A 17,163-nucleotide genomic window follows, 5' to 3' on the forward strand; every position below is an offset into this window, starting at 1 on the left:
AGGTGTATATATAAATTTTTTTATATTTTACACCTGCTTTGTCGATTTATCCTCTAACAAATATTTCAATATATCCATTGTTGTCACTACTCCCTTTAAAATACCTTTTTCTGTAATGAATAATCTGTGTATGTCATTTTTTACAATTAATTCATAGGCATCATAAATATTTGCGTTACCATTTATTGAAAATACCTTAGTAGTCATGATTGAGTTAACTGTACAATAATCGTTGGCTTTGTCTTGGATCCGTCTTATTTCGGATTCGTCCATATTGCCAGCAAATGGTCCACAGAATTGAGTGACTAATTTCTGAATTTCTTGTTCGCTAGGTTCATGGCTTTCAAAACGAATAATGTCTGATTGTGTCACTACACCAACTAGTTCATCGTCTGCTGCAATGACAGGTGCACCTGAAATATTATGCTTAATAAAAAATTTTGAAAGTCGGCGAATAGACCATCCCTCGTAAACAGTTAATACGCCATTAGACATAATTTTTGAAATGTTAACTTGGTTAAGTGCTTGTTTAATGTCTTGGTTAATACATTTATCAATAATCATATAATAGCGCCTCATGTTTCGTTGAAATCAAACGTTTCGATATGCCTAATTTCAGTGTAACGTAAAACTAAAGGGTGTAAAGGCGAACTAAATAACTTAGTTAACCTGAGTTCTGGATAAGAAGTATCGTCTAATCTGAATTTATCATTACAATTAAATAACTTCATAATATTCACCCAAATCACCTCACTTGGATGCTTACTCGGTGACGAAATTTTTCGTGTATAGCAAGGCGGATTGTCGTACGTAATAACGTGTTATTGCTAGACAATCCAACGCAGCTAGGCACAAAAAGAGCGTTATCGAGAGGTTCGGCTTATCCAGTATTCAGGTTAGTTATATGCTTAGGTTTAGCTGATTCTGGACTAGTTGTAGCAAGGCTATTAAAAACGCCTAACTACTAGCAATTTTTTGATTGTTTTAGATCTAGCGCTTGCTTTGCTTGTACAAACTCTAAACTAATCTTATTTGATAATGCTTCTGCTACTGCTTTGTAGGTTACTTTACCTTTATGTACATTTAAGCCATTCATTAAATGGGGATCGTCTAAAAGAGCCTGTTTAAGTCCTTTATTTGCTAATGTTAATCCATTTAGTAATGTAGCGTTGTTAAGTGCTATTGTTGAGGTACGAGCAACACCACCTGGCATGTTTGCAACACAATAATGTACGACCCCATCAACTATATAAGTGGGATCTTGGTGAGTTGTAGCTTTAGATGTATCGAAACATCCTCCTTGATCAATCGCTACATCTACTACCACAGACCCTTCTTTCATACTCTTAATATTTTCACGGGTTAAAAGTTTTGGTGCTGAAGCCCCGGGAATAAGTACCGCCCCTATTATTAAGTCGGCTATTGCCGAGTATTGTTCAATGCTCTCAATCGTTGAGTAGACTGTTTTGACTTGACCTAAAAAAATGTCATTTATTTCTCTTAACCTAGCTAATGATTTATCTAAAATAGTGACATCAGCACCTAAACCTAAGGCCATCTTTGCAGAATTTATCCCTACCACACCACCACCAATAATCATTACTTTTCCAGGTGCTACTCCTGGCACTCCACCTAATAATGTACCGCTTCCTCCATATGTCTTTTCTAAAAAGTGAGCGCCGGCTTGTACGGCCATCCGCCCAGCCACTTCACTCATAGGGGCTAGAAGTGGTAATGTATTTTTGTTATCAGTCACTGTTTCATAAGCGATACAACTGGCACCAGATGCTATTAATAATTCCGTTTGTGTAGAATCAGCTGCTAAGTGTAAGTAGGTAAATAATATTTGATCTTGATGAAGCATTTTACATTCATTTGCTTGTGGTTCTTTCACTTTGATTATCATGTCGGAATTGGAAAAGATTATCTCCGCTTCGTTTTTTACTGTCGCACCAGCATTAATATAATCTTGATCTGAAAAGCCAATAGCACTTCCCGCGTTTTGTTGTACCCAAACTTGGTGGCCATGATTAATAAACTCTTTCACTGATGCGGGAGTGAGTCCAACCCGGTATTCATGATTTTTTATTTCTTTAGGTACGCCAATTAACATTTTAAAACCCTAGCTATTAAGTATTAGCTTGCAGTATAGAGTAATGCATTCAGTTTTTTACTGGGTAATATCAGTTTTCACGGTATATAATGCTGTGATATGGCAATATTGCGGTTTTAACTATGCTGGTAAAAACACCGAAACACTTAGATAGAATTGATAGAAACATACTCATCGCACTGCAAAAGAATAGCAAAATAACTAATTCCGAATTGGCACTAAATGTTGGTTTAAGTGCGAGTCCTTGTCTTGAGAGAGTCAAAAGGTTGGAATCACAGGGATATATTACTGGTTATCATGCTCGTGTCGATCCAACTAAGTTGGGTGCAGCTATGTTGGTTTTTGTTGAAATCACGCTAAGTAAAACTTCAGTAGATATATTTGAAGAGTTTTCCGCAGCGATTAGGGCACATGAGGATATTCAAGAGTGTCATCTAGTCTCGGGTAGTTTTGACTTTTTACTAAAAGCTCGAGTAGCCGATATGTCGAGTTATCGTAAATTATTAGGTGACACTTTATTACGTTTACCGGGTGTAAGTGAATCAAGAACTTATGTCGTTATGGAGGAAGTTAAAGAGTCCACACAGGTTAAAATAAGTTTGAAATGAATTTCTTGTACTGGATTGTTTAATAACCGAGCGATAGGCCGCAGCTTGCTAGGATTTTTATGACTTGACTGGTATCTTATAGCTATTAACTAGTAATTGGCTTTTTAGTCTCAAACTTAGAACGAATATAACACTATGGCAAGACTCACAGGCATCCAAAGAATAATGGAAGTTGGCATGATTATCAGTGCGGCTTTTGCATTTTTTTTACTGTTGGCCTTAGCTTCATTTCATCCTGCTGATCCAGGTTGGAGTCAAGCTGGATTACAAACCAACGTTAACAATTGGGTTGGCCCAATTGGCGCTTGGTTTGCAGATATTCTTTTTTTCACCTTAGGTACTTTCGCCTATACCTTACCATTTTGTTGCGCATTTTTAGGTTGGTTTTTATTTCAACAAACTAAAAATTTGTTAGAAGTTGATTATTTAAATATTGGTCTAAGAATTATCGGTGTAATCTTGTTAGTGCTAGGAGCCACAGGTTTACTCAGTTTAAATGCTGGTGATATACATAATTACGCTTCAGGTGGTGTGGTGGGGGATATTCTCAGTTCGTCTTTAGTTCCATATTTTAGTTTAGTTGGTACAACATTATTGTTGCTCAGTTTTTTTTGTGCAGGGGTGACCTTATTAAGTGGTATCTCTTGGCTAACTATTGTCGATAAATTAGGTGAACTAACTATTTTTACTGGTTTATTTATTTTCCGTGCGCCAGCTAAACTCAAAGAATCAACAACACCTCTATTAAATTTTAAAAAGCCAAAGGAACAAACCGCAGAACCAATCAGGCCGGCTGCAGTAGAAGACAACTTTTGGAACAGTGATATTCAAGTTGCTAGCGATTTTGATGATAATGATATCCCTCCTTTTACTGTTGAACCTATGGTTCCTCAAGACATTCTTGATGATCCCGAACCTCAAAGTTCGACTAAAAATCCAATATCTATCACCGAGTTAAAGAAAAAAATTAATTTATCTCGGAAAAAAACTAAAGATGAACCCGATCCTCAGGTTGAAAAAGCCGTTGCTGATACTGACCCTAGCGGATCAGAAGAAGGAACTGAGCAAGGACCTATGCCGTCTTTTGAATTATTAGAACGCCCAGATAAAATTAAGAATCCTATAACCCCAGAAGAACTAGAAATTGTATCCCGTTTATTAGAAGCTAAATTAGCTGACTTTAATATCGAAGCTAGGGTAGTGGGCGTTTATCCAGGGCCTGTAATCACTCGTTTTGAAATGGATTTAGCACCAGGTGTCAAAGTCAGTAAAATCACCACCCTATCTAAAGATTTAGCTCGTTCTATGTCGGCAATATCAGTTAGGGTAGTTGAAGTTATTCCAGGTAAATCAGTTATTGGCCTCGAACTACCGAATAAAAAACGCGACATGGTACGTTTAAGTGAAGTGATAGTTGATGAAAGATTTCAGTCTGCTGAGTCTCCTTTAACTATGGTACTTGGTGCAGATATTTCAGGTAAACCTGTATTTGTCGACCTAGCCAAAATGCCGCACTTATTAGTTGCAGGTACTACAGGTTCTGGTAAATCTGTCGGTGTTAACGTGATGATTTTAAGTCTGTTATATAAATCTACGCCTGAAGATGTGCGTATGATCATGATAGATCCTAAAATGCTGGAATTATCGGTTTATGAAGGTATCCCTCATTTATTAGCTGAAGTAGTGACTGATATGAAAGAAGCTGCGAATGCACTGCGTTGGTGTGTGGGCGAAATGGAACGTCGTTATAAATTAATGTCAGCTTTAGGGGTGCGAAACCTGAAAGGGTTTAACACCAAAGTATTAAATGCAATTGAAGCCGGTGAGCCCATTCGAGATCCTTTGTGGAAGTCAGAGGAAAGCATGGAAACAGAAGCGCCATTCTTAGAAAAATTACCGGCAATTGTGGTCGTCGTCGATGAGTTCGCCGACATGATGATGATAGTAGGTAAAAAAGTTGAGGAACTGATTGCGCGTATTGCGCAAAAGGCTAGGGCAGCAGGCATTCACTTAGTGCTTGCCACACAAAGACCTTCTGTTGACGTTATTACCGGATTAATTAAAGCTAATATCCCGACTCGTATTGCTTTTCAAGTATCTTCTAAAATTGACTCGAGAACCATACTCGATCAACAAGGTGCAGAAGCCTTATTAGGCGCTGGTGATATGTTGTATTTACCACCTGGAACAGGTGTACCTACTCGAGTGCATGGAGCATTTGTTGACGATCATGAAGTCCATGCTGTTGTTGCTGATTGGAAAAAACGCGGGGCTCCTCAATATATAGATGAAATATTAAATGGTGATGCGAGCGCAGAAATTTTATTGCCAGGTGAACAACCTGAAGGTGAAGATCAAGAATTTGATGTATTTTACGATGAAGCTGTGGCATTTGTCACTGAAACAAGACGTGCTTCAGTATCTAGTGTGCAGCGTAAATTCAGAATTGGTTACAATAGAGCCGCGCGTTTAGTGGAACAAATGGAATCTAGTGGAGTCGTAAGTTCACAAGGCCATAATGGTAATCGCGAAGTACTTGCTGCTCCGGCGCCAAGAGATTAAACAGCTTAATACAGAGATTTAAATTTTCATGAAAAAAACATTTCCAGCTAAATTATTTTGTTTGTTAGTTGCCAGTTTATTTATTACTGCTAATTCATATGCAGCACTAAGTGGCAACATTGTGAGTGACGCTAAATTAGCATTACAAATAAAATTGCAGCAATTAAAAAGTTATCAAGCCGACTTTACGCAAAAAGTGGTAGATATAGAGAACACTGTATTACAAGAAGCCAGAGGCAATATTGTATTGCAACAACCTAATAAACTTTATTGGGAGTTACTGGCACCGAATGATAATATCTTGTTAGCGGATGGACAAACCTTATGGAATATAGACCCATTTATGGAGCAGGTAGTTGCCTATAATCAGGATTCCGCCATCGAGAATAACCCATTGATCTTACTCACTGATCCTAGTAGCAATAAGTGGTTAGAATTTAACGTTATGGTGAAAGATAAAGAATTTATTATTAGCCCAATACAACAAACTGGTAGTGTAGAAACGTTACGCTTAGTATTTGATCGTCAGGATAAACTTGTTCAGCTTGAAACAACAGACGTACAGAAACAAACCAGTACTTTAACCTTTTCGAATATATTGCAAAATAAAACGTTAACAACGAATAAGTTTGTTTTTACTATGCCAGAAGGCTATGAATTGGATGATCAGCGCGCCTTATGACAGAGGAATTTAACTTTAATCCTGAGCAATCCGGGTTAATTTCTGATGAGTTTATTCCTTTAGCCGCCAGAATGCGTCCAGCCGTTATTGAACAATATTTTGGTCAGCAGCATATAGTGGGAGAAGGAAAACCCTTGCGTGCGGCATTACTCCGTGGTCAATGTCATTCTATGATTTTATGGGGCCCGCCTGGTACCGGAAAAACCACTTTAGCTGAATTGGTCGCCAATCATTGCCATGCTCATATCGAAAGATTATCTGCCGTTAGTAGTGGTGTAAAAGATATACGTCAAGCAATAGATAATGCCAAACTTTATGCGCAGCAACAAAAACGCACTATTTTATTTGTTGATGAGGTACATAGATTTAATAAAAGTCAGCAAGATGCATTTTTGCCTTATATAGAAGACGGTACTGTTACTTTTATTGGTGCCACCACAGAAAATCCGTCTTTTGAATTAAATAATGCATTATTGTCTAGAGCTAGGGTGTATGTCCTCAAAAGTTTGAACAGTGAAGAGTTAAATTTAGTTTTACAACAAGCTTTAACCGATGAAAAACGCGGCTTAGGAAATTTGGGCTTATCGATCGACTCAGATGCCAATTCTATTTTATTAGATCTGGCCAGTGGTGATGCAAGGCGTTTACTGAATTATCTAGAATTGACCGCAGATTTTTTACCTGTTGATGCAAAAGAAAAAGTATTAACTGCAGAAATGGTAAAACAAGCTGTAGGTGAAAAAGTCGCTCAGTACGATAAAGGTGGCGATTTATTTTACGATTTGATTTCAGCTTTTCATAAATCAGTTCGAGGTTCAGCCCCCGATGCAGCTCTTTATTGGTATGCGAGAATGTTAGTAGCTGGATGTGACCCTTTGTATGTGGCTAGGCGTTTATTAGCTATCGCAACTGAAGATATTGGTAATGCCGATCCAAGAGCAATGGAAATTTGTTTAAATGCCTGGGATATATTCCATCGTGTGGGACCTTCAGAGGGCGAACGAGCTATTGCTCAGGCAACCTTGTATTGTGCCAGTGCAGCAAAAAGTAATGCTGTATATGTAGCTTTTAAGGCCGCGGTGAATGAGGCTAAAGATACCTCGGATTACCCAGTGCCAGAACATTTACGTAATGCACCAACCAGTCTAATGAAAGATTTAGGTTATGGCCAAGAATATCGTTATGCCCATAATGAATCCTATGCTTATGCGGCAGGCGAATGTTACTTCCCTGAACAATTAAAAAATACAGAATATTATAAACCTAATGATAGAGGTCTGGAAAAAAAGCTTGCCGAGAAGCTAGATTTTTTAAGGGAACTAGATAAACGTAGTCAGGAACAAAGGTACCGTTAAGATGCAAAGTTTTATGATTTACGTGTTTATTGCGCTAGGAGGGGCTTCTGGAGCTTGTTTACGTTATTTTCTTTCACAACTCATGCTTCAATGGTTTGGTAAAGGCTTTCCTTTTGGTACACTTCTGGTCAATTTTATTGGTTCTTTTTTGTTAGGCTTTTTGTACGCATTATTAGAACATGGTCATCTCGAATCTGCGCTATGGCGAACCACAGCTGGAGTGGGTTTTTTAGGTGCACTAACAACGTTTTCAACATTTTCAGTTGATACAATAATGCTTTTTCAGCAAGGTTTATGGCTAAAGGCCGTACTCAATATAATATTAAACATAACCTGTTGTTTATTTGCAGCATGGTTAGCCACTCAATTAGTTAAAGGTTAGATAAAACAAGATGTTAGATCCAAAATGTTTACGTAGCGATATTCAACAAACCGCCGAAAAATTGAAAAGAAGAGGGTTTGACCTAGCCGTAAATTCCTTTATTCAATTGGAAGAAAAACGTAAGTCTTTACAGATAAAAACCCAAGAATTGCAAAATGAACGTAATGTACGTTCTAAATCTATAGGCAAAGCTAAGGCATCTGGTGAAGACATACAGCCATTATTAGCTGAAGTGGGTAAGTTAGGTGCAGAGTTAGATGCAGGTAAAATAGAACTTGCAGAACTGCTTGATGAAATTTCAGCGGCATCGCAAAATATTCCAAATTTACCAGATGATTCAGTACCTGCTGGTGCAGATGAGAACGATAACCTTGAAGTGTTGCGCTGGGGTACTCCTAGGACATTTGATTTCGAAGTAAAAGATCATGTTGATTTAGGTTTAGCTATCAAAAAAGGTTTGGATTTCGAAACTGCTACAAAATTGACTGGTTCTCGATTTGTTGTGCTTCGTGGTCAAATAGCCAAGTTACACAGAGCATTAGCTCAATTTATGTTGGATCTTCACACTGAAGAGCATGGCTATACAGAAATGTACGTACCTTTATTGGTGAATGAAGCGAGTATGACTGGTACCGGCCAATTTCCTAAATTTGTTGGCGATGCCTTTCATACCAAACCTGCTACTGAAGAAGGACAAGGATTATCACTGATCCCTACATCAGAAGTGCCCTTAACGAATATTGCTCGTGATGAAATATTTGCTGACAAAGAATTGCCGATTAAAATGACGGCTCACACGCCTTGTTTTAGAAGTGAGGCTGGCTCATACGGTCGAGATACCAGAGGCTTAATCAGACAACATCAATTTGATAAAGTGGAGTTAGTACAACTGGTACATCCTGAAAAGTCTTTTGAGGCCTTAGAAGAGTTAACCAGTCATGCAGAGAAGGTATTACAACTGTTGGAATTACCTTATCGTAAAGTGTTGTTATGTACTGGAGATATGGGCTTCGGTGCGTGTAAAACGTATGATTTAGAAGTGTGGTTGCCGGCTCAAAATACTTATCGTGAAATATCATCTTGCTCAAATATGTTAGATTTCCAAGCTCGCAGAATGCAGGCTAGATTCCGCAGTCCAGAAACCAACAAGCCTGAATTGTTACATACGTTAAATGGCTCAGGTTTAGCTGTTGGCCGTACATTAGTCGCTATATTAGAAAATAACCAACAAGCTGATGGCAGTATTACTATTCCTGCGGCTTTGCAGCCTTATATGAAAGGTTTACAATCAATTGGTTAAATAATACTGTTTTTCAATGGTAGATATTAAAAAGCCGGTTTTGCTTAAGCGAAACCGGCTTTTTATATTTATAGAGCTAGATAAACCACCTAAACTAGTCTTCTACTATATACACAGAGCCAGTCGTCCATTTTTCTAGTAAACCTTGCCAATATGACACGTCCCAATTAAATTTTTCTCCAAGGTCGATGGCTTCTTCAACATAATTGATCACTTGTTTGAAATCGCGGTTGGGTCGGTTTTTCTCGGCTATGGCTAATAAGAAATAATATTCAGGATTGTCTCTTTGTGATTCTTTTAGTTGCTGTAAATACTCATTTGCGGCAGTAAGGTCGTGTAAATTAGTATCTATGGCTAATAATTGCAGCTCAGCTGCTTTTAATTGAGCCGCTAGATGGTCTTTCTGCGCCGCAGATTCATACCAATATAACGCTTTTTTCTCATCATTCAGCACCCAAGGGCTATTTTGCAGAATGCTCGCTAATAAGTATTCAGCTTTGGGGAGGCCATATTTACTGGCCTCAGAAATCCAATGAATGCCTTGCTGGATATCTGTTTGTTCACGATATAATTTTGCGCCGTATTCAAATTGTGCCAATGGGTGTCCAGATTCTGCTACTTCTTTTAACAATTGAATGGCTTCACTATCTTCTTGTTTTAACCAGGTAAAAGTTAATAACATCATGGCATATTGATATTTGTCTTCTGGTACTTCACTGATTTTTAACTTTTTAGTTATTCTACGTAATTTGTCATATAACCTTTCGTATTCATCTTTCATTTGAAATTGGCTATAGGTAGCTGACCCCATATAACTACGGTTAATAAAGCTCACTCTGGTATCTTTAAAGTTAGGGGCAGGGAAAGTGTTAAACATAAACTTTTCTTGTAATGTACGAGAATAACCAATTTTCTGTACGGGTGTGACATTACGAATTGAACCATCAGGTCCTACATCGTAATCAACAATAAGAAATGGTGTTTTACGTATAAACTGAGCTGGTGCACGTATAGTACCTGTTTGTGCTTCTTGAGGTGCATCTGAAAATGCATCTTCACCATCTGGGTTATCAAAGGAACTGACGTCGTCATAAAAAGCGTCACTCTCAAAACTGTCAAAACTATCCAACATCAGATCAGTGTCTTGGTATGTTATTTCTAATTTTCCATCACCACCAAAAGTGATTTTTTCATTTAAGTTTTGTTGGTTTAAAACAGGAAAATATTTACTTTGAATGACTTCTTTGCCAAGTTTTTGTTTGAGGGATAACAAAATATATTTAGCATTATCTTTTTGTGTATCAGTTAAAAGTTCTAAGATCTCGCTTGCCGCTTTTTTTGAATCTGAAAAACCATATTCGGCTGCCAGAGATAACCAAATATAGGCGCTAATATTGTCTCTGGAAACATCTAGTCCTTTGTGATAAATCGTGCCTAACTGATAATATGCATGGGGGCTACCTACCTGTGCGGCCTTTGAATATTCTTGCAGAGCTTGTTTATATTGTTTCTTCTCAAACAGCCGATCGGCTTCAAAAATATCCAAAGCTAGAACTGAATGACTAATGAGCGATGTAAATATCAGCGTACTTGATAAATATCGCGATAACTTTTCCATGAGGTTTATCCTGTGTTCCATTGAATGTTAGTTATAAAGCCCACCATTAATCAGAGTGAGTAGGCGCTATGTAAATATTGTCTATAAAGGAGCTTGTAACTTGCTGATTTTTGCTAAATGAGCAAGATCATTGGCCGCTTTAAGTTCATCTTTGTTTTTAGGAAAACATTCCGCACCTATGTAACCTTGATAACCTAACTCTCTGAGCCGAGTCAAAACCAAGCCGTAGGCGACTTCTCCGGTGCTAGGTTGGTGTCTGTCTGGAGAGTCAGCAAGTTGTACATAAGCTATTTGATTAAAACCATTTTCCATATTTGTAATTAAGTTACCGTTTGTGCGCTGCATATGGAAAAAGTCCCAGTTGAGTTTGATACTGGTAGAATTAACTTCTCGGCAGATGGATAGTCCCGGCTCATTGCCATAAATAAAATGTCCTTTATGATCAAACGGATTATAGGGTTCAATGGTTGCTATTTTTTGTGCTTTTTCAAATTTTGGTGCAGCAAGTTTGATTGCATGAGTATAGGTTTCAATCATTTGTTGTAAAGATTGCCCTTCAATATTTTTATGACCGGTTAAATTAAAGTTTGCCACATCAAACAAAGTACAAAGGTCTATGGCTATTTCTGTCCATTCTAAAAATTCATTTAGATTGGATGGATCAGCTAAATAGGGCGCACCGGGAGAAAAACTTGTGATATGAATACCTTCATCTCTTGCTCGTTGTGCAATTAGAGACGGTGTTTTTGCTTTTTTAACAGAAAGGGGATTCCAAAATTCTACTGCACTGAAGCCTATTTCTCTAGCCGCGGTTATACGATCTAGAAAAGGGCGATCCTTAAACCACATTTCAATGTTACAAGAAAATGAAGCGAGCCATTTTTGTCTTTCAGCCAAACTCATAGTATCAATTGTTACTTGGGTCGTTTCTGTGGTTGAAGTGCAAGATGATAAACCTGCGCTAGCTAAGCCTGCCGCGGCTGTGTTGATGATAAATTTACGTCTATCCATTACAGTTTTCCTTGTTGCATTAATTTAGCGGCATAATCTGCAGACCTTGCGGTGATAGCCATATACGTCAGTGAAGGATTTTGTGTTGAGCAAGAAGGCATACAGGCGCCGTCGGTCACAAAGACATTTGGTACATCGTGTGATTGGGCCCATTTATTTAAGACTGCCTGTTTTGGATCGTCTCCCATACATGCGCCGCCCATTTCGTGAGTACGGGCGCCAACCATTATATGTTTGTCTGCGGGCACTTCAGTCACTTTTATATCGGTACAACCGCCAGCCTCAAGCAACTGTTTTACGTCTTTAGCTGCCTGCACTATCATTTTTCGTTCATTGTCTCGAATTTGTGCATCTATGTGCAGTAGAGGAATTCCCCATTTATCCTTTTTGCTAGGATGTAAACTGACGAAATTTTCGTAATAAGGTAACATTTCCCCAAACATGGCAGTGAAGAAACGCCAAGGTGCAGGTTGCATGGCTTTATCTTTAACTTCAGCTCCAATACCTACTCGTTTGGCTGTGGTACCGGTTTTGGGCCTTGAAGCGCCACCTCCTTGAAATCCATAACCACGAACAAAATTTACATCGTCCGTTTTTTCATGCCTAAAATTAGGTATATAGGTGCCTATAGGTCTGCGTCCATATGAATATTTGTCTTCAAAACCAGGGACTGTGCCACCAGCCATAGCACCAGTAAAATGATCCATTATATAATGCCCTAAAGCGCCGCTTGAATTGCCTAAGCCGTGAGGGAAGGTCTTTGATTTAGAATTTAGTAATATTTGGACCGAACCTAAAGCAGACGCACAAAGAAAAACTACTCTGGCTTTATAGCTACGTTTTTCATTAGTGTGGGCATCAATGATAGTGACTCCAGAGGCTTTCCCTGTAGTTTCATCATAATCTACAGATGAAGCAATAGCATCTGTCACTATGGTTAAATTTCCAGTGTTCCTAGCCGCAGGTAAGGTTGCTGCAAGGGCACTAAAATAACCGCCAAAAGTACAACCTCGGTCACAGTAAGAACGAGCTTGGCACTTTGTTCTACCTAAATTGGTTTGTATTTCTGTTGGTTCTGTCATATTGGCTGTTCTGCCAATTATCATATGTCTGTTGGGTAAGTTTTTAGCAATGTTTTTGGCAACAAATTCTTCAGCACAACTCATTTTCCAAGGCTTTTGATAGATTCCTTCAGGTTGATCAGGTAAACCGTCTTTATTGCCAGAGATGCCTGCAAATGTTTCAACATAGTCATACCAAGGGGCGATATCTTGATAACCGATAGGCCAAGGAATACCGTGCCCATCTTTAGTGTTAGCTTCAAAATCTTTAGGACCAAAACGAAGTGAAACTCGGGCCCATGTTAGAGAACGTCCTCCTAAATGATACCCCCGGGTCCACATGAAAGGCCTATCTTCTGGGTAAGAGTAGGGATACTCTTTTTCATCGGCGAAGAATTGAATTGATTCAGTTTTGAGTTTTCCCTTTTTAGTTTTTAACATACGATATCGACCTTCTTCATCATATATTTCCGATGCTAACCCTCTGTTTTCTAACTGCCAAGGTGCTTGCATATCTTTATATTCTGAGCTCGGGTGATCTAGGTGGCGACCTCTTTCTATTACTAGTGTTTTAAAGCCTTTTTCACAAAACTCTTTAGCGGCCCAACCTCCTGTCATGCCGGAGCCCACTACTATTACGTCAAAATCTTGTTTCATAGTTTGATCCCACTACTGACTTTAGCTAATTGTTGTTTCGTAAGGTTGCCATGGTATTCACCTGGAATAAGGACAAAGTCGGGGTTAGCTTTCTCTGAGGTATAAAACACATGAAAAACCATTTCTTTTAAGCGTCGATAGTTGGAGGATAAATCTGTTTTTTTATTAGCAAATGCAGTGATGTCTAGTTGTTCTAGCAGTTGCTGTCGCATATTTAAGGATAATTCGAGATAACTTTTTTGATGAGTATCCATTGCAAGAGTCATTATTTGCTGAATACAGCTTTTAAATTGTTTTTTAGTTTTAGTACCAGCCCAAGTCAACATTAGTCCATCTAACACTGGGATAACATGAGCATCAGTGGCACCAATAGTAGTTGTACGGGGAAGCATAATTTCAGCTACATCAATGAGCAGGGTAAGTTCTAGGGCGGAAAAAAACTGGCCATCAGATTGGACCTCTGTTAATTGTGTATGTTTATTAGTTGTGCTCGCGAATATAGGGGCGGTGACGAGATACATAGCTGCGCCTATAAATACTCGCCTACTGATGGTGATATTTAGCATCTATTTACTTTTCGTGAGTTTAGGGTAAATACTATGTTAACAGTATGCAATATATCAACAAAGAGTTGTTTTCATATATAAAGTAACTATTGTGTAAATAAACTGAGAGGCTTAAGTGGCTAACTTGTTATAAGCCTTCAACATGATGGGTCTTATAAACATTTTGCTGGTTTTGGTAAACCCGCAATTTTTGTGGCTTGTTTAGCTGGACCTTTGGGGAATAATTTAAATAGATAACGGCTATTGCCTTTTTCAGGGCCAAATTCATTAGCCATAGCTTTTACCAAGGCGCGCATGGCGGGGCTGGTATTAAATTGTAAATAGAAATCACGTACAAATTCTACTACTTGCCAATGATTATCGGTTAATTGTATGTTTTCTTGTGCGGCTAATAGTGGCGCTAAGTCTTTTTGCCAATCGCTCACATTTAATAAATAACCTGCTTTATCAACGGCAATTTTTGTTTCTGAAAATTCTATAAAATAGTCCATTTTACCAACTTATGACTTGTTTGCAGGTTAAGCTAAGTTCCACGAAATGTGCATAATCTACTGCTTGGTACAGTTGTTGATTTAATTTTATGCCTCTAGCGATTAGATCGTCGTTAATACAATAGATGGGAGCAAAAGGTGCTAATAAATCTTCAGCATTTTTAAGCTGGCAAGTGTATATTGCATCTTGAGTGAGTAAAATTTTATCTGTAGTTACAGCTCTTTTTAAACAATCAATTAAAGATGTAGATGTAAATGGGCTGGCTGATAATTTGTGTAAAATCATTAAAATACTAAAACCTGATTATGAGTAGCTAACAACTGATTATTTTCAGAATGGGATATTAAAGTGACAGGGATACAAAGTTGAGATTCTGTTAAGCCACGAGCCGTTAAACTTTGCTCACATACATATATATTTTCAATGTCGTAAAACTCTAATGCTGCAAAGGTTTTGAAATAGGCTTTTTGATTAATACTATTAGGTACTTGCTCATTTAGTAATTGCCATACACCATCGTCAATAAAAAACAAACTGACAGCTTGAGCAAAATTACTTAAAGCCAGTGCTAGATCAAGACTCTCTTGCCCTTTTGTTGAGCCATAGGGGGCGGTTTTATTGATAATGGCTAATCCATTGTTATCGGAATTAGTTGTCTGCATCAAAATTGTACCAACCTATCACTTTGTTTAATTAGCTGGGCTAATTCTCCAAGGCCTACCGAGTCAAATTGGGTAGATAAACTAAAATGCGCTTGATCTGATTCTTGAGCATCTTGCTGATTGGTTATGCCTCTTCTTGACGCTGCGCTAACACATACCATAAGTGGTAGTGAATATTGCTCTGCTAAGTTTATCCATGCTTGATGTAAATTAAATTCATCTGAAGACGTTACTTGTAAAGCGCTGCCGTTTAAAGTGCCATTTTCGTAAAAAAAGATCCCCTTCACTTTATGCTGAGCGGTTAAAGCTGCTTTTGTAAAACGATAAGCACTATAGGCGTTTTGCTCAGAGAGTGGGGCACTGGTGACTAAAATTGTAAAGGACGCCATAGTATTAAAGTAGATAACCTAAGTTGAATGATATGTGGCAAATGTACCATAAAAAAACGCCCCAGCAAGCTGAGGCGTTTTAAAACGTTAATATCGACTAAAAATTAGTCATCGCTACCAAATACACCTAAAAGGTGAAGGATAGAAGTAAACAGGTTATAGATGTTTAAGTACATAGAAACCGTCGCGCGAATATAGTTGGTTTCACCACCGTTGATGATGCGGCTAGTATCGTACAATATGAAACCAGACATAATAAATACAATAGCTGCGCTGACCGCTAAACTAAGAGCAGGGATACCTAAAAAGATATTGGCAATAGAAGCGACTACTGCAACAACTAATCCAACTAATAAAAAACCACCCATAAATGAGAAATCTTTTTTAGTGGTTAACACATAACCAGATAAAGCAAAAAAGACTAGAGCTGTTGTGCCTAAGGCTTGAACAATTGTTTCTTTGCCACCAGGAAAACCTGCGTAGTGATTTAGCATTGGCCCTAGAGAGCCTCCTAATAACCCAGTAAAGGCAAATACAAACCAAATGCCCATTGAGCTTTCGGCTGCTTTATTTAAAAAGAAAATCATTACAAGAGCGCCCAAGCTCATGATCATGGCTGTTCCTTGACCTAAACCCATAGACATAGCAACACCAGCACAAATAGCACTGAATGTTAATGTCATAGCTAATAACATATAAGTGTTACGAAGCACCTTGTTCGTTTGTAGTACAGAAGGTTGACCTGCACTAGTATAGGTAGATCTTTGTTGCATTTTTCTCTCCAAGCTTAAGTTAAAATTGGTTTTATATTTATATAGTCTATTTGTATGGGGTTTGGTTCAATAATTCAAGTAATACCGTATTAAATCTTTAAGACAAATCGTAACTTGATGTAAATATATGCAATACGTACAAACAACAAGCAATCAACACAATTTTTTTATTTAATACTTTACAACAAATTAAAACGCCTCTAATATGCGCATCCTCAATTCGACGAGCTATTTTACGTTTGTTTAGTTAATAAGAATTGTGATGTAAAAAATTATTGGATAGCTGGCAGAGCTCGGTTTAATGCACCTGACTTGAAATCAGACGTACGGTCAAACGTACCGGGGGTTCGAATCCCTCGCTATCCGCCATATAAATAAAAAAGGCTCAACGTTGTTCGTTGGGCCTTTTTTATTTATGGCGAAGCGTCGGGATGAGAACCCCCGCGGTTCGACCAATTGTCTGGAACAATTGGTACCGCCTCCGGCGCCCGAAGGGTCAGGTACAGGGATGTACCTGAGTACATCCCTCGCTATCCGCCATATATGAAGGACCCGCACATGTTGCGGGTTTTTTATTGCCTTGAATTTATTGACCAAGCTTAATAGCGAGGGGGAGAAGCCCCGCGGTTCGACAAAATGTTTGGAACATTTATTCACCACGTCCCTGTGGTTCACCTGCTTCGCAGGCCAGCTAAGCTGTTCTGATTTTTTCCAACAAATCTTGGTTGAACCGCCTTTGGCGCCTTTAAGGGGAAATACATGGAGGGTTTGAAAACATTCCTTTCAGTTTTCTGAGACATCTTAATAATGACCACCTTCAAATTGAGTCTTATCTTGTTTTTCAAAAATCACATAAAGAAAAATTAATTGTGATGATCGTTATAGAAAGCCTAACCATAAGTTTTTTTATTAAATTCAAACTAAAGATATAA

The 17,163-nt window shown here is 38.3% G+C and carries 18 protein-coding genes and 1 tRNA gene; 7 read left to right on the top strand and 12 right to left on the bottom strand.

Annotated elements, in window-relative coordinates; genetic code table 11:
* Positions 1-27 precede the first annotated feature (27 nt).
* The 3 genes from GQR87_RS09480 to ald form a co-directional block, all read right to left on the bottom strand.
* Positions 28-564, bottom strand: a complete 537-nt coding sequence (locus GQR87_RS09480) for an HPP family protein (RefSeq protein ID WP_158968737.1) — start codon at positions 562-564, stop codon at positions 28-30.
* 11 nt (positions 565-575) lie between these two features.
* Complete coding sequence (locus tag GQR87_RS09485) at positions 576-731, bottom strand: hypothetical protein (protein WP_158968739.1); 156 nt, start codon at positions 729-731, stop codon at positions 576-578.
* A gap of 233 nt (positions 732-964) precedes the next feature.
* Positions 965-2,113: an alanine dehydrogenase gene (gene ald, locus GQR87_RS09490; protein WP_158968741.1), complete on the bottom strand. Its 1,149-nt coding sequence runs from the start codon at positions 2,111-2,113 to the stop codon at positions 965-967.
* 122 nt (positions 2,114-2,235) lie between these two features.
* Here ald and lrp point away from each other — a divergent pair, with 122 nt between their 5' ends.
* The 6 genes from lrp to serS all read left to right on the top strand — a co-directional run bounded on the left by lrp (position 2,236) and on the right by serS (position 9,002).
* Positions 2,236-2,721: a leucine-responsive transcriptional regulator Lrp gene (gene lrp, locus GQR87_RS09495; protein ID WP_158968743.1), complete on the top strand. Its 486-nt coding sequence runs from the start codon at positions 2,236-2,238 to the stop codon at positions 2,719-2,721.
* A gap of 135 nt (positions 2,722-2,856) precedes the next feature.
* A complete protein-coding gene (locus GQR87_RS22585) occupies positions 2,857-5,283 on the top strand; it encodes a DNA translocase FtsK (RefSeq protein ID WP_158968745.1) in 2,427 nt (808 codons plus the stop codon).
* A 28-nt stretch (positions 5,284-5,311) separates the two neighbouring features.
* Positions 5,312-5,965 carry an outer membrane lipoprotein chaperone LolA gene (gene lolA / locus GQR87_RS09505; protein ID WP_158968747.1) on the top strand — a complete coding sequence of 218 codons (654 nt, stop codon included), beginning with the start codon at positions 5,312-5,314 and terminating at the stop codon, positions 5,963-5,965.
* On the top strand, positions 5,962-7,320 hold the full coding sequence (locus GQR87_RS09510) for a replication-associated recombination protein A (RefSeq protein WP_158968749.1): 1,359 nt from the start codon (positions 5,962-5,964) through the stop codon (positions 7,318-7,320). Before lolA ends, GQR87_RS09510 begins: the two co-directional genes overlap by 4 nt.
* Before the next feature lies 1 nt (position 7,321).
* Positions 7,322-7,702, top strand: coding sequence for a fluoride efflux transporter CrcB (crcB, locus tag GQR87_RS09515; protein ID WP_158968751.1), 381 nt, complete (start codon positions 7,322-7,324; stop codon positions 7,700-7,702).
* Positions 7,703-7,712: 10 nt separating this feature from the next.
* Positions 7,713-9,002, top strand: a complete 1,290-nt coding sequence (gene serS / locus GQR87_RS09520) for a serine--tRNA ligase (RefSeq protein ID WP_158968753.1) — start codon at positions 7,713-7,715, stop codon at positions 9,000-9,002.
* Between the two features lie 94 nt (positions 9,003-9,096).
* Here the strand turns inward: serS and GQR87_RS09525 are convergent, their stop codons facing one another.
* The 9 genes from GQR87_RS09525 to GQR87_RS09565 form a co-directional block, all read right to left on the bottom strand.
* Positions 9,097-10,620 carry a tetratricopeptide repeat protein gene (locus GQR87_RS09525; RefSeq protein WP_158968754.1) on the bottom strand — a complete coding sequence of 508 codons (1,524 nt, stop codon included), beginning with the start codon at positions 10,618-10,620 and terminating at the stop codon, positions 9,097-9,099.
* An 81-nt stretch (positions 10,621-10,701) separates the two neighbouring features.
* The gene (locus GQR87_RS09530; RefSeq protein WP_158968756.1) at positions 10,702-11,631 is read right to left on the bottom strand and encodes a TIM barrel protein; all 930 of its coding nucleotides are present in this window, start codon (positions 11,629-11,631) and stop codon (positions 10,702-10,704) included.
* On the bottom strand, positions 11,631-13,349 hold the full coding sequence (locus GQR87_RS09535) for a GMC oxidoreductase (RefSeq protein ID WP_158968758.1): 1,719 nt from the start codon (positions 13,347-13,349) through the stop codon (positions 11,631-11,633). Before GQR87_RS09535 ends, GQR87_RS09530 begins: the two co-directional genes overlap by 1 nt.
* Positions 13,346-13,915 carry a gluconate 2-dehydrogenase subunit 3 family protein gene (locus GQR87_RS09540; protein ID WP_158968760.1) on the bottom strand — a complete coding sequence of 190 codons (570 nt, stop codon included), beginning with the start codon at positions 13,913-13,915 and terminating at the stop codon, positions 13,346-13,348. The genes GQR87_RS09535 and GQR87_RS09540 overlap by 4 nt, the downstream gene beginning before the upstream one ends.
* Before the next feature lie 152 nt (positions 13,916-14,067).
* Positions 14,068-14,406: a TusE/DsrC/DsvC family sulfur relay protein gene (locus GQR87_RS09545; protein ID WP_158968762.1), complete on the bottom strand. Its 339-nt coding sequence runs from the start codon at positions 14,404-14,406 to the stop codon at positions 14,068-14,070.
* Between the two features lies 1 nt (position 14,407).
* Positions 14,408-14,692, bottom strand: coding sequence for a sulfurtransferase complex subunit TusB (tusB, locus tag GQR87_RS09550; protein ID WP_158968764.1), 285 nt, complete (start codon positions 14,690-14,692; stop codon positions 14,408-14,410).
* Positions 14,692-15,069, bottom strand: coding sequence for a sulfurtransferase complex subunit TusC (gene tusC / locus GQR87_RS09555; RefSeq protein ID WP_158968766.1), 378 nt, complete (start codon positions 15,067-15,069; stop codon positions 14,692-14,694). Before tusC ends, tusB begins: the two co-directional genes overlap by 1 nt.
* Positions 15,069-15,458: a sulfurtransferase complex subunit TusD gene (gene tusD, locus GQR87_RS09560; protein WP_158968768.1), complete on the bottom strand. Its 390-nt coding sequence runs from the start codon at positions 15,456-15,458 to the stop codon at positions 15,069-15,071. Before tusD ends, tusC begins: the two co-directional genes overlap by 1 nt.
* Before the next feature lie 104 nt (positions 15,459-15,562).
* On the bottom strand, positions 15,563-16,231 hold the full coding sequence (locus tag GQR87_RS09565; protein ID WP_158968770.1) for a Bax inhibitor-1/YccA family protein: 669 nt from the start codon (positions 16,229-16,231) through the stop codon (positions 15,563-15,565).
* 277 nt (positions 16,232-16,508) lie between these two features.
* Here GQR87_RS09565 and GQR87_RS09570 point away from each other — a divergent pair.
* Positions 16,509-16,600, top strand: a tRNA-Ser gene (locus GQR87_RS09570).
* The last annotated feature ends 563 nt before the right edge of the window (positions 16,601-17,163 follow it).

The sequence above is a fragment of the Paraglaciecola sp. L3A3 genome, assembly GCF_009796765.1.
In the GTDB taxonomy this organism is placed as follows: Bacteria; Pseudomonadota; Gammaproteobacteria; order Enterobacterales; family Alteromonadaceae; genus Paraglaciecola.

Coding starts and splice junctions, on each gene's coding strand:
- GQR87_RS09480 (WP_158968737.1), bottom strand. CDS start 564: ATGATTATTGATAAATGTATTAACCAAGACATTAAACAAGCACTTAAC.
- GQR87_RS09485 (WP_158968739.1), bottom strand. CDS start 731: ATGAAGTTATTTAATTGTAATGATAAATTCAGATTAGACGATACTTCT.
- ald (WP_158968741.1), bottom strand. CDS start 2,113: ATGTTAATTGGCGTACCTAAAGAAATAAAAAATCATGAATACCGGGTT.
- lrp (WP_158968743.1), top strand. CDS start 2,236: ATGCTGGTAAAAACACCGAAACACTTAGATAGAATTGATAGAAACATA.
- GQR87_RS22585 (WP_158968745.1), top strand. CDS start 2,857: ATGGCAAGACTCACAGGCATCCAAAGAATAATGGAAGTTGGCATGATT.
- lolA (WP_158968747.1), top strand. CDS start 5,312: ATGAAAAAAACATTTCCAGCTAAATTATTTTGTTTGTTAGTTGCCAGT.
- GQR87_RS09510 (WP_158968749.1), top strand. CDS start 5,962: ATGACAGAGGAATTTAACTTTAATCCTGAGCAATCCGGGTTAATTTCT.
- crcB (WP_158968751.1), top strand. CDS start 7,322: ATGCAAAGTTTTATGATTTACGTGTTTATTGCGCTAGGAGGGGCTTCT.
- serS (WP_158968753.1), top strand. CDS start 7,713: ATGTTAGATCCAAAATGTTTACGTAGCGATATTCAACAAACCGCCGAA.
- GQR87_RS09525 (WP_158968754.1), bottom strand. CDS start 10,620: ATGGAAAAGTTATCGCGATATTTATCAAGTACGCTGATATTTACATCG.
- GQR87_RS09530 (WP_158968756.1), bottom strand. CDS start 11,631: ATGGATAGACGTAAATTTATCATCAACACAGCCGCGGCAGGCTTAGCT.
- GQR87_RS09535 (WP_158968758.1), bottom strand. CDS start 13,349: ATGAAACAAGATTTTGACGTAATAGTAGTGGGCTCCGGCATGACAGGA.
- GQR87_RS09540 (WP_158968760.1), bottom strand. CDS start 13,915: ATGCTAAATATCACCATCAGTAGGCGAGTATTTATAGGCGCAGCTATG.
- GQR87_RS09545 (WP_158968762.1), bottom strand. CDS start 14,406: ATGGACTATTTTATAGAATTTTCAGAAACAAAAATTGCCGTTGATAAA.
- tusB (WP_158968764.1), bottom strand. CDS start 14,692: ATGATTTTACACAAATTATCAGCCAGCCCATTTACATCTACATCTTTA.
- tusC (WP_158968766.1), bottom strand. CDS start 15,069: ATGCAGACAACTAATTCCGATAACAATGGATTAGCCATTATCAATAAA.
- tusD (WP_158968768.1), bottom strand. CDS start 15,458: ATGGCGTCCTTTACAATTTTAGTCACCAGTGCCCCACTCTCTGAGCAA.
- GQR87_RS09565 (WP_158968770.1), bottom strand. CDS start 16,231: ATGCAACAAAGATCTACCTATACTAGTGCAGGTCAACCTTCTGTACTA.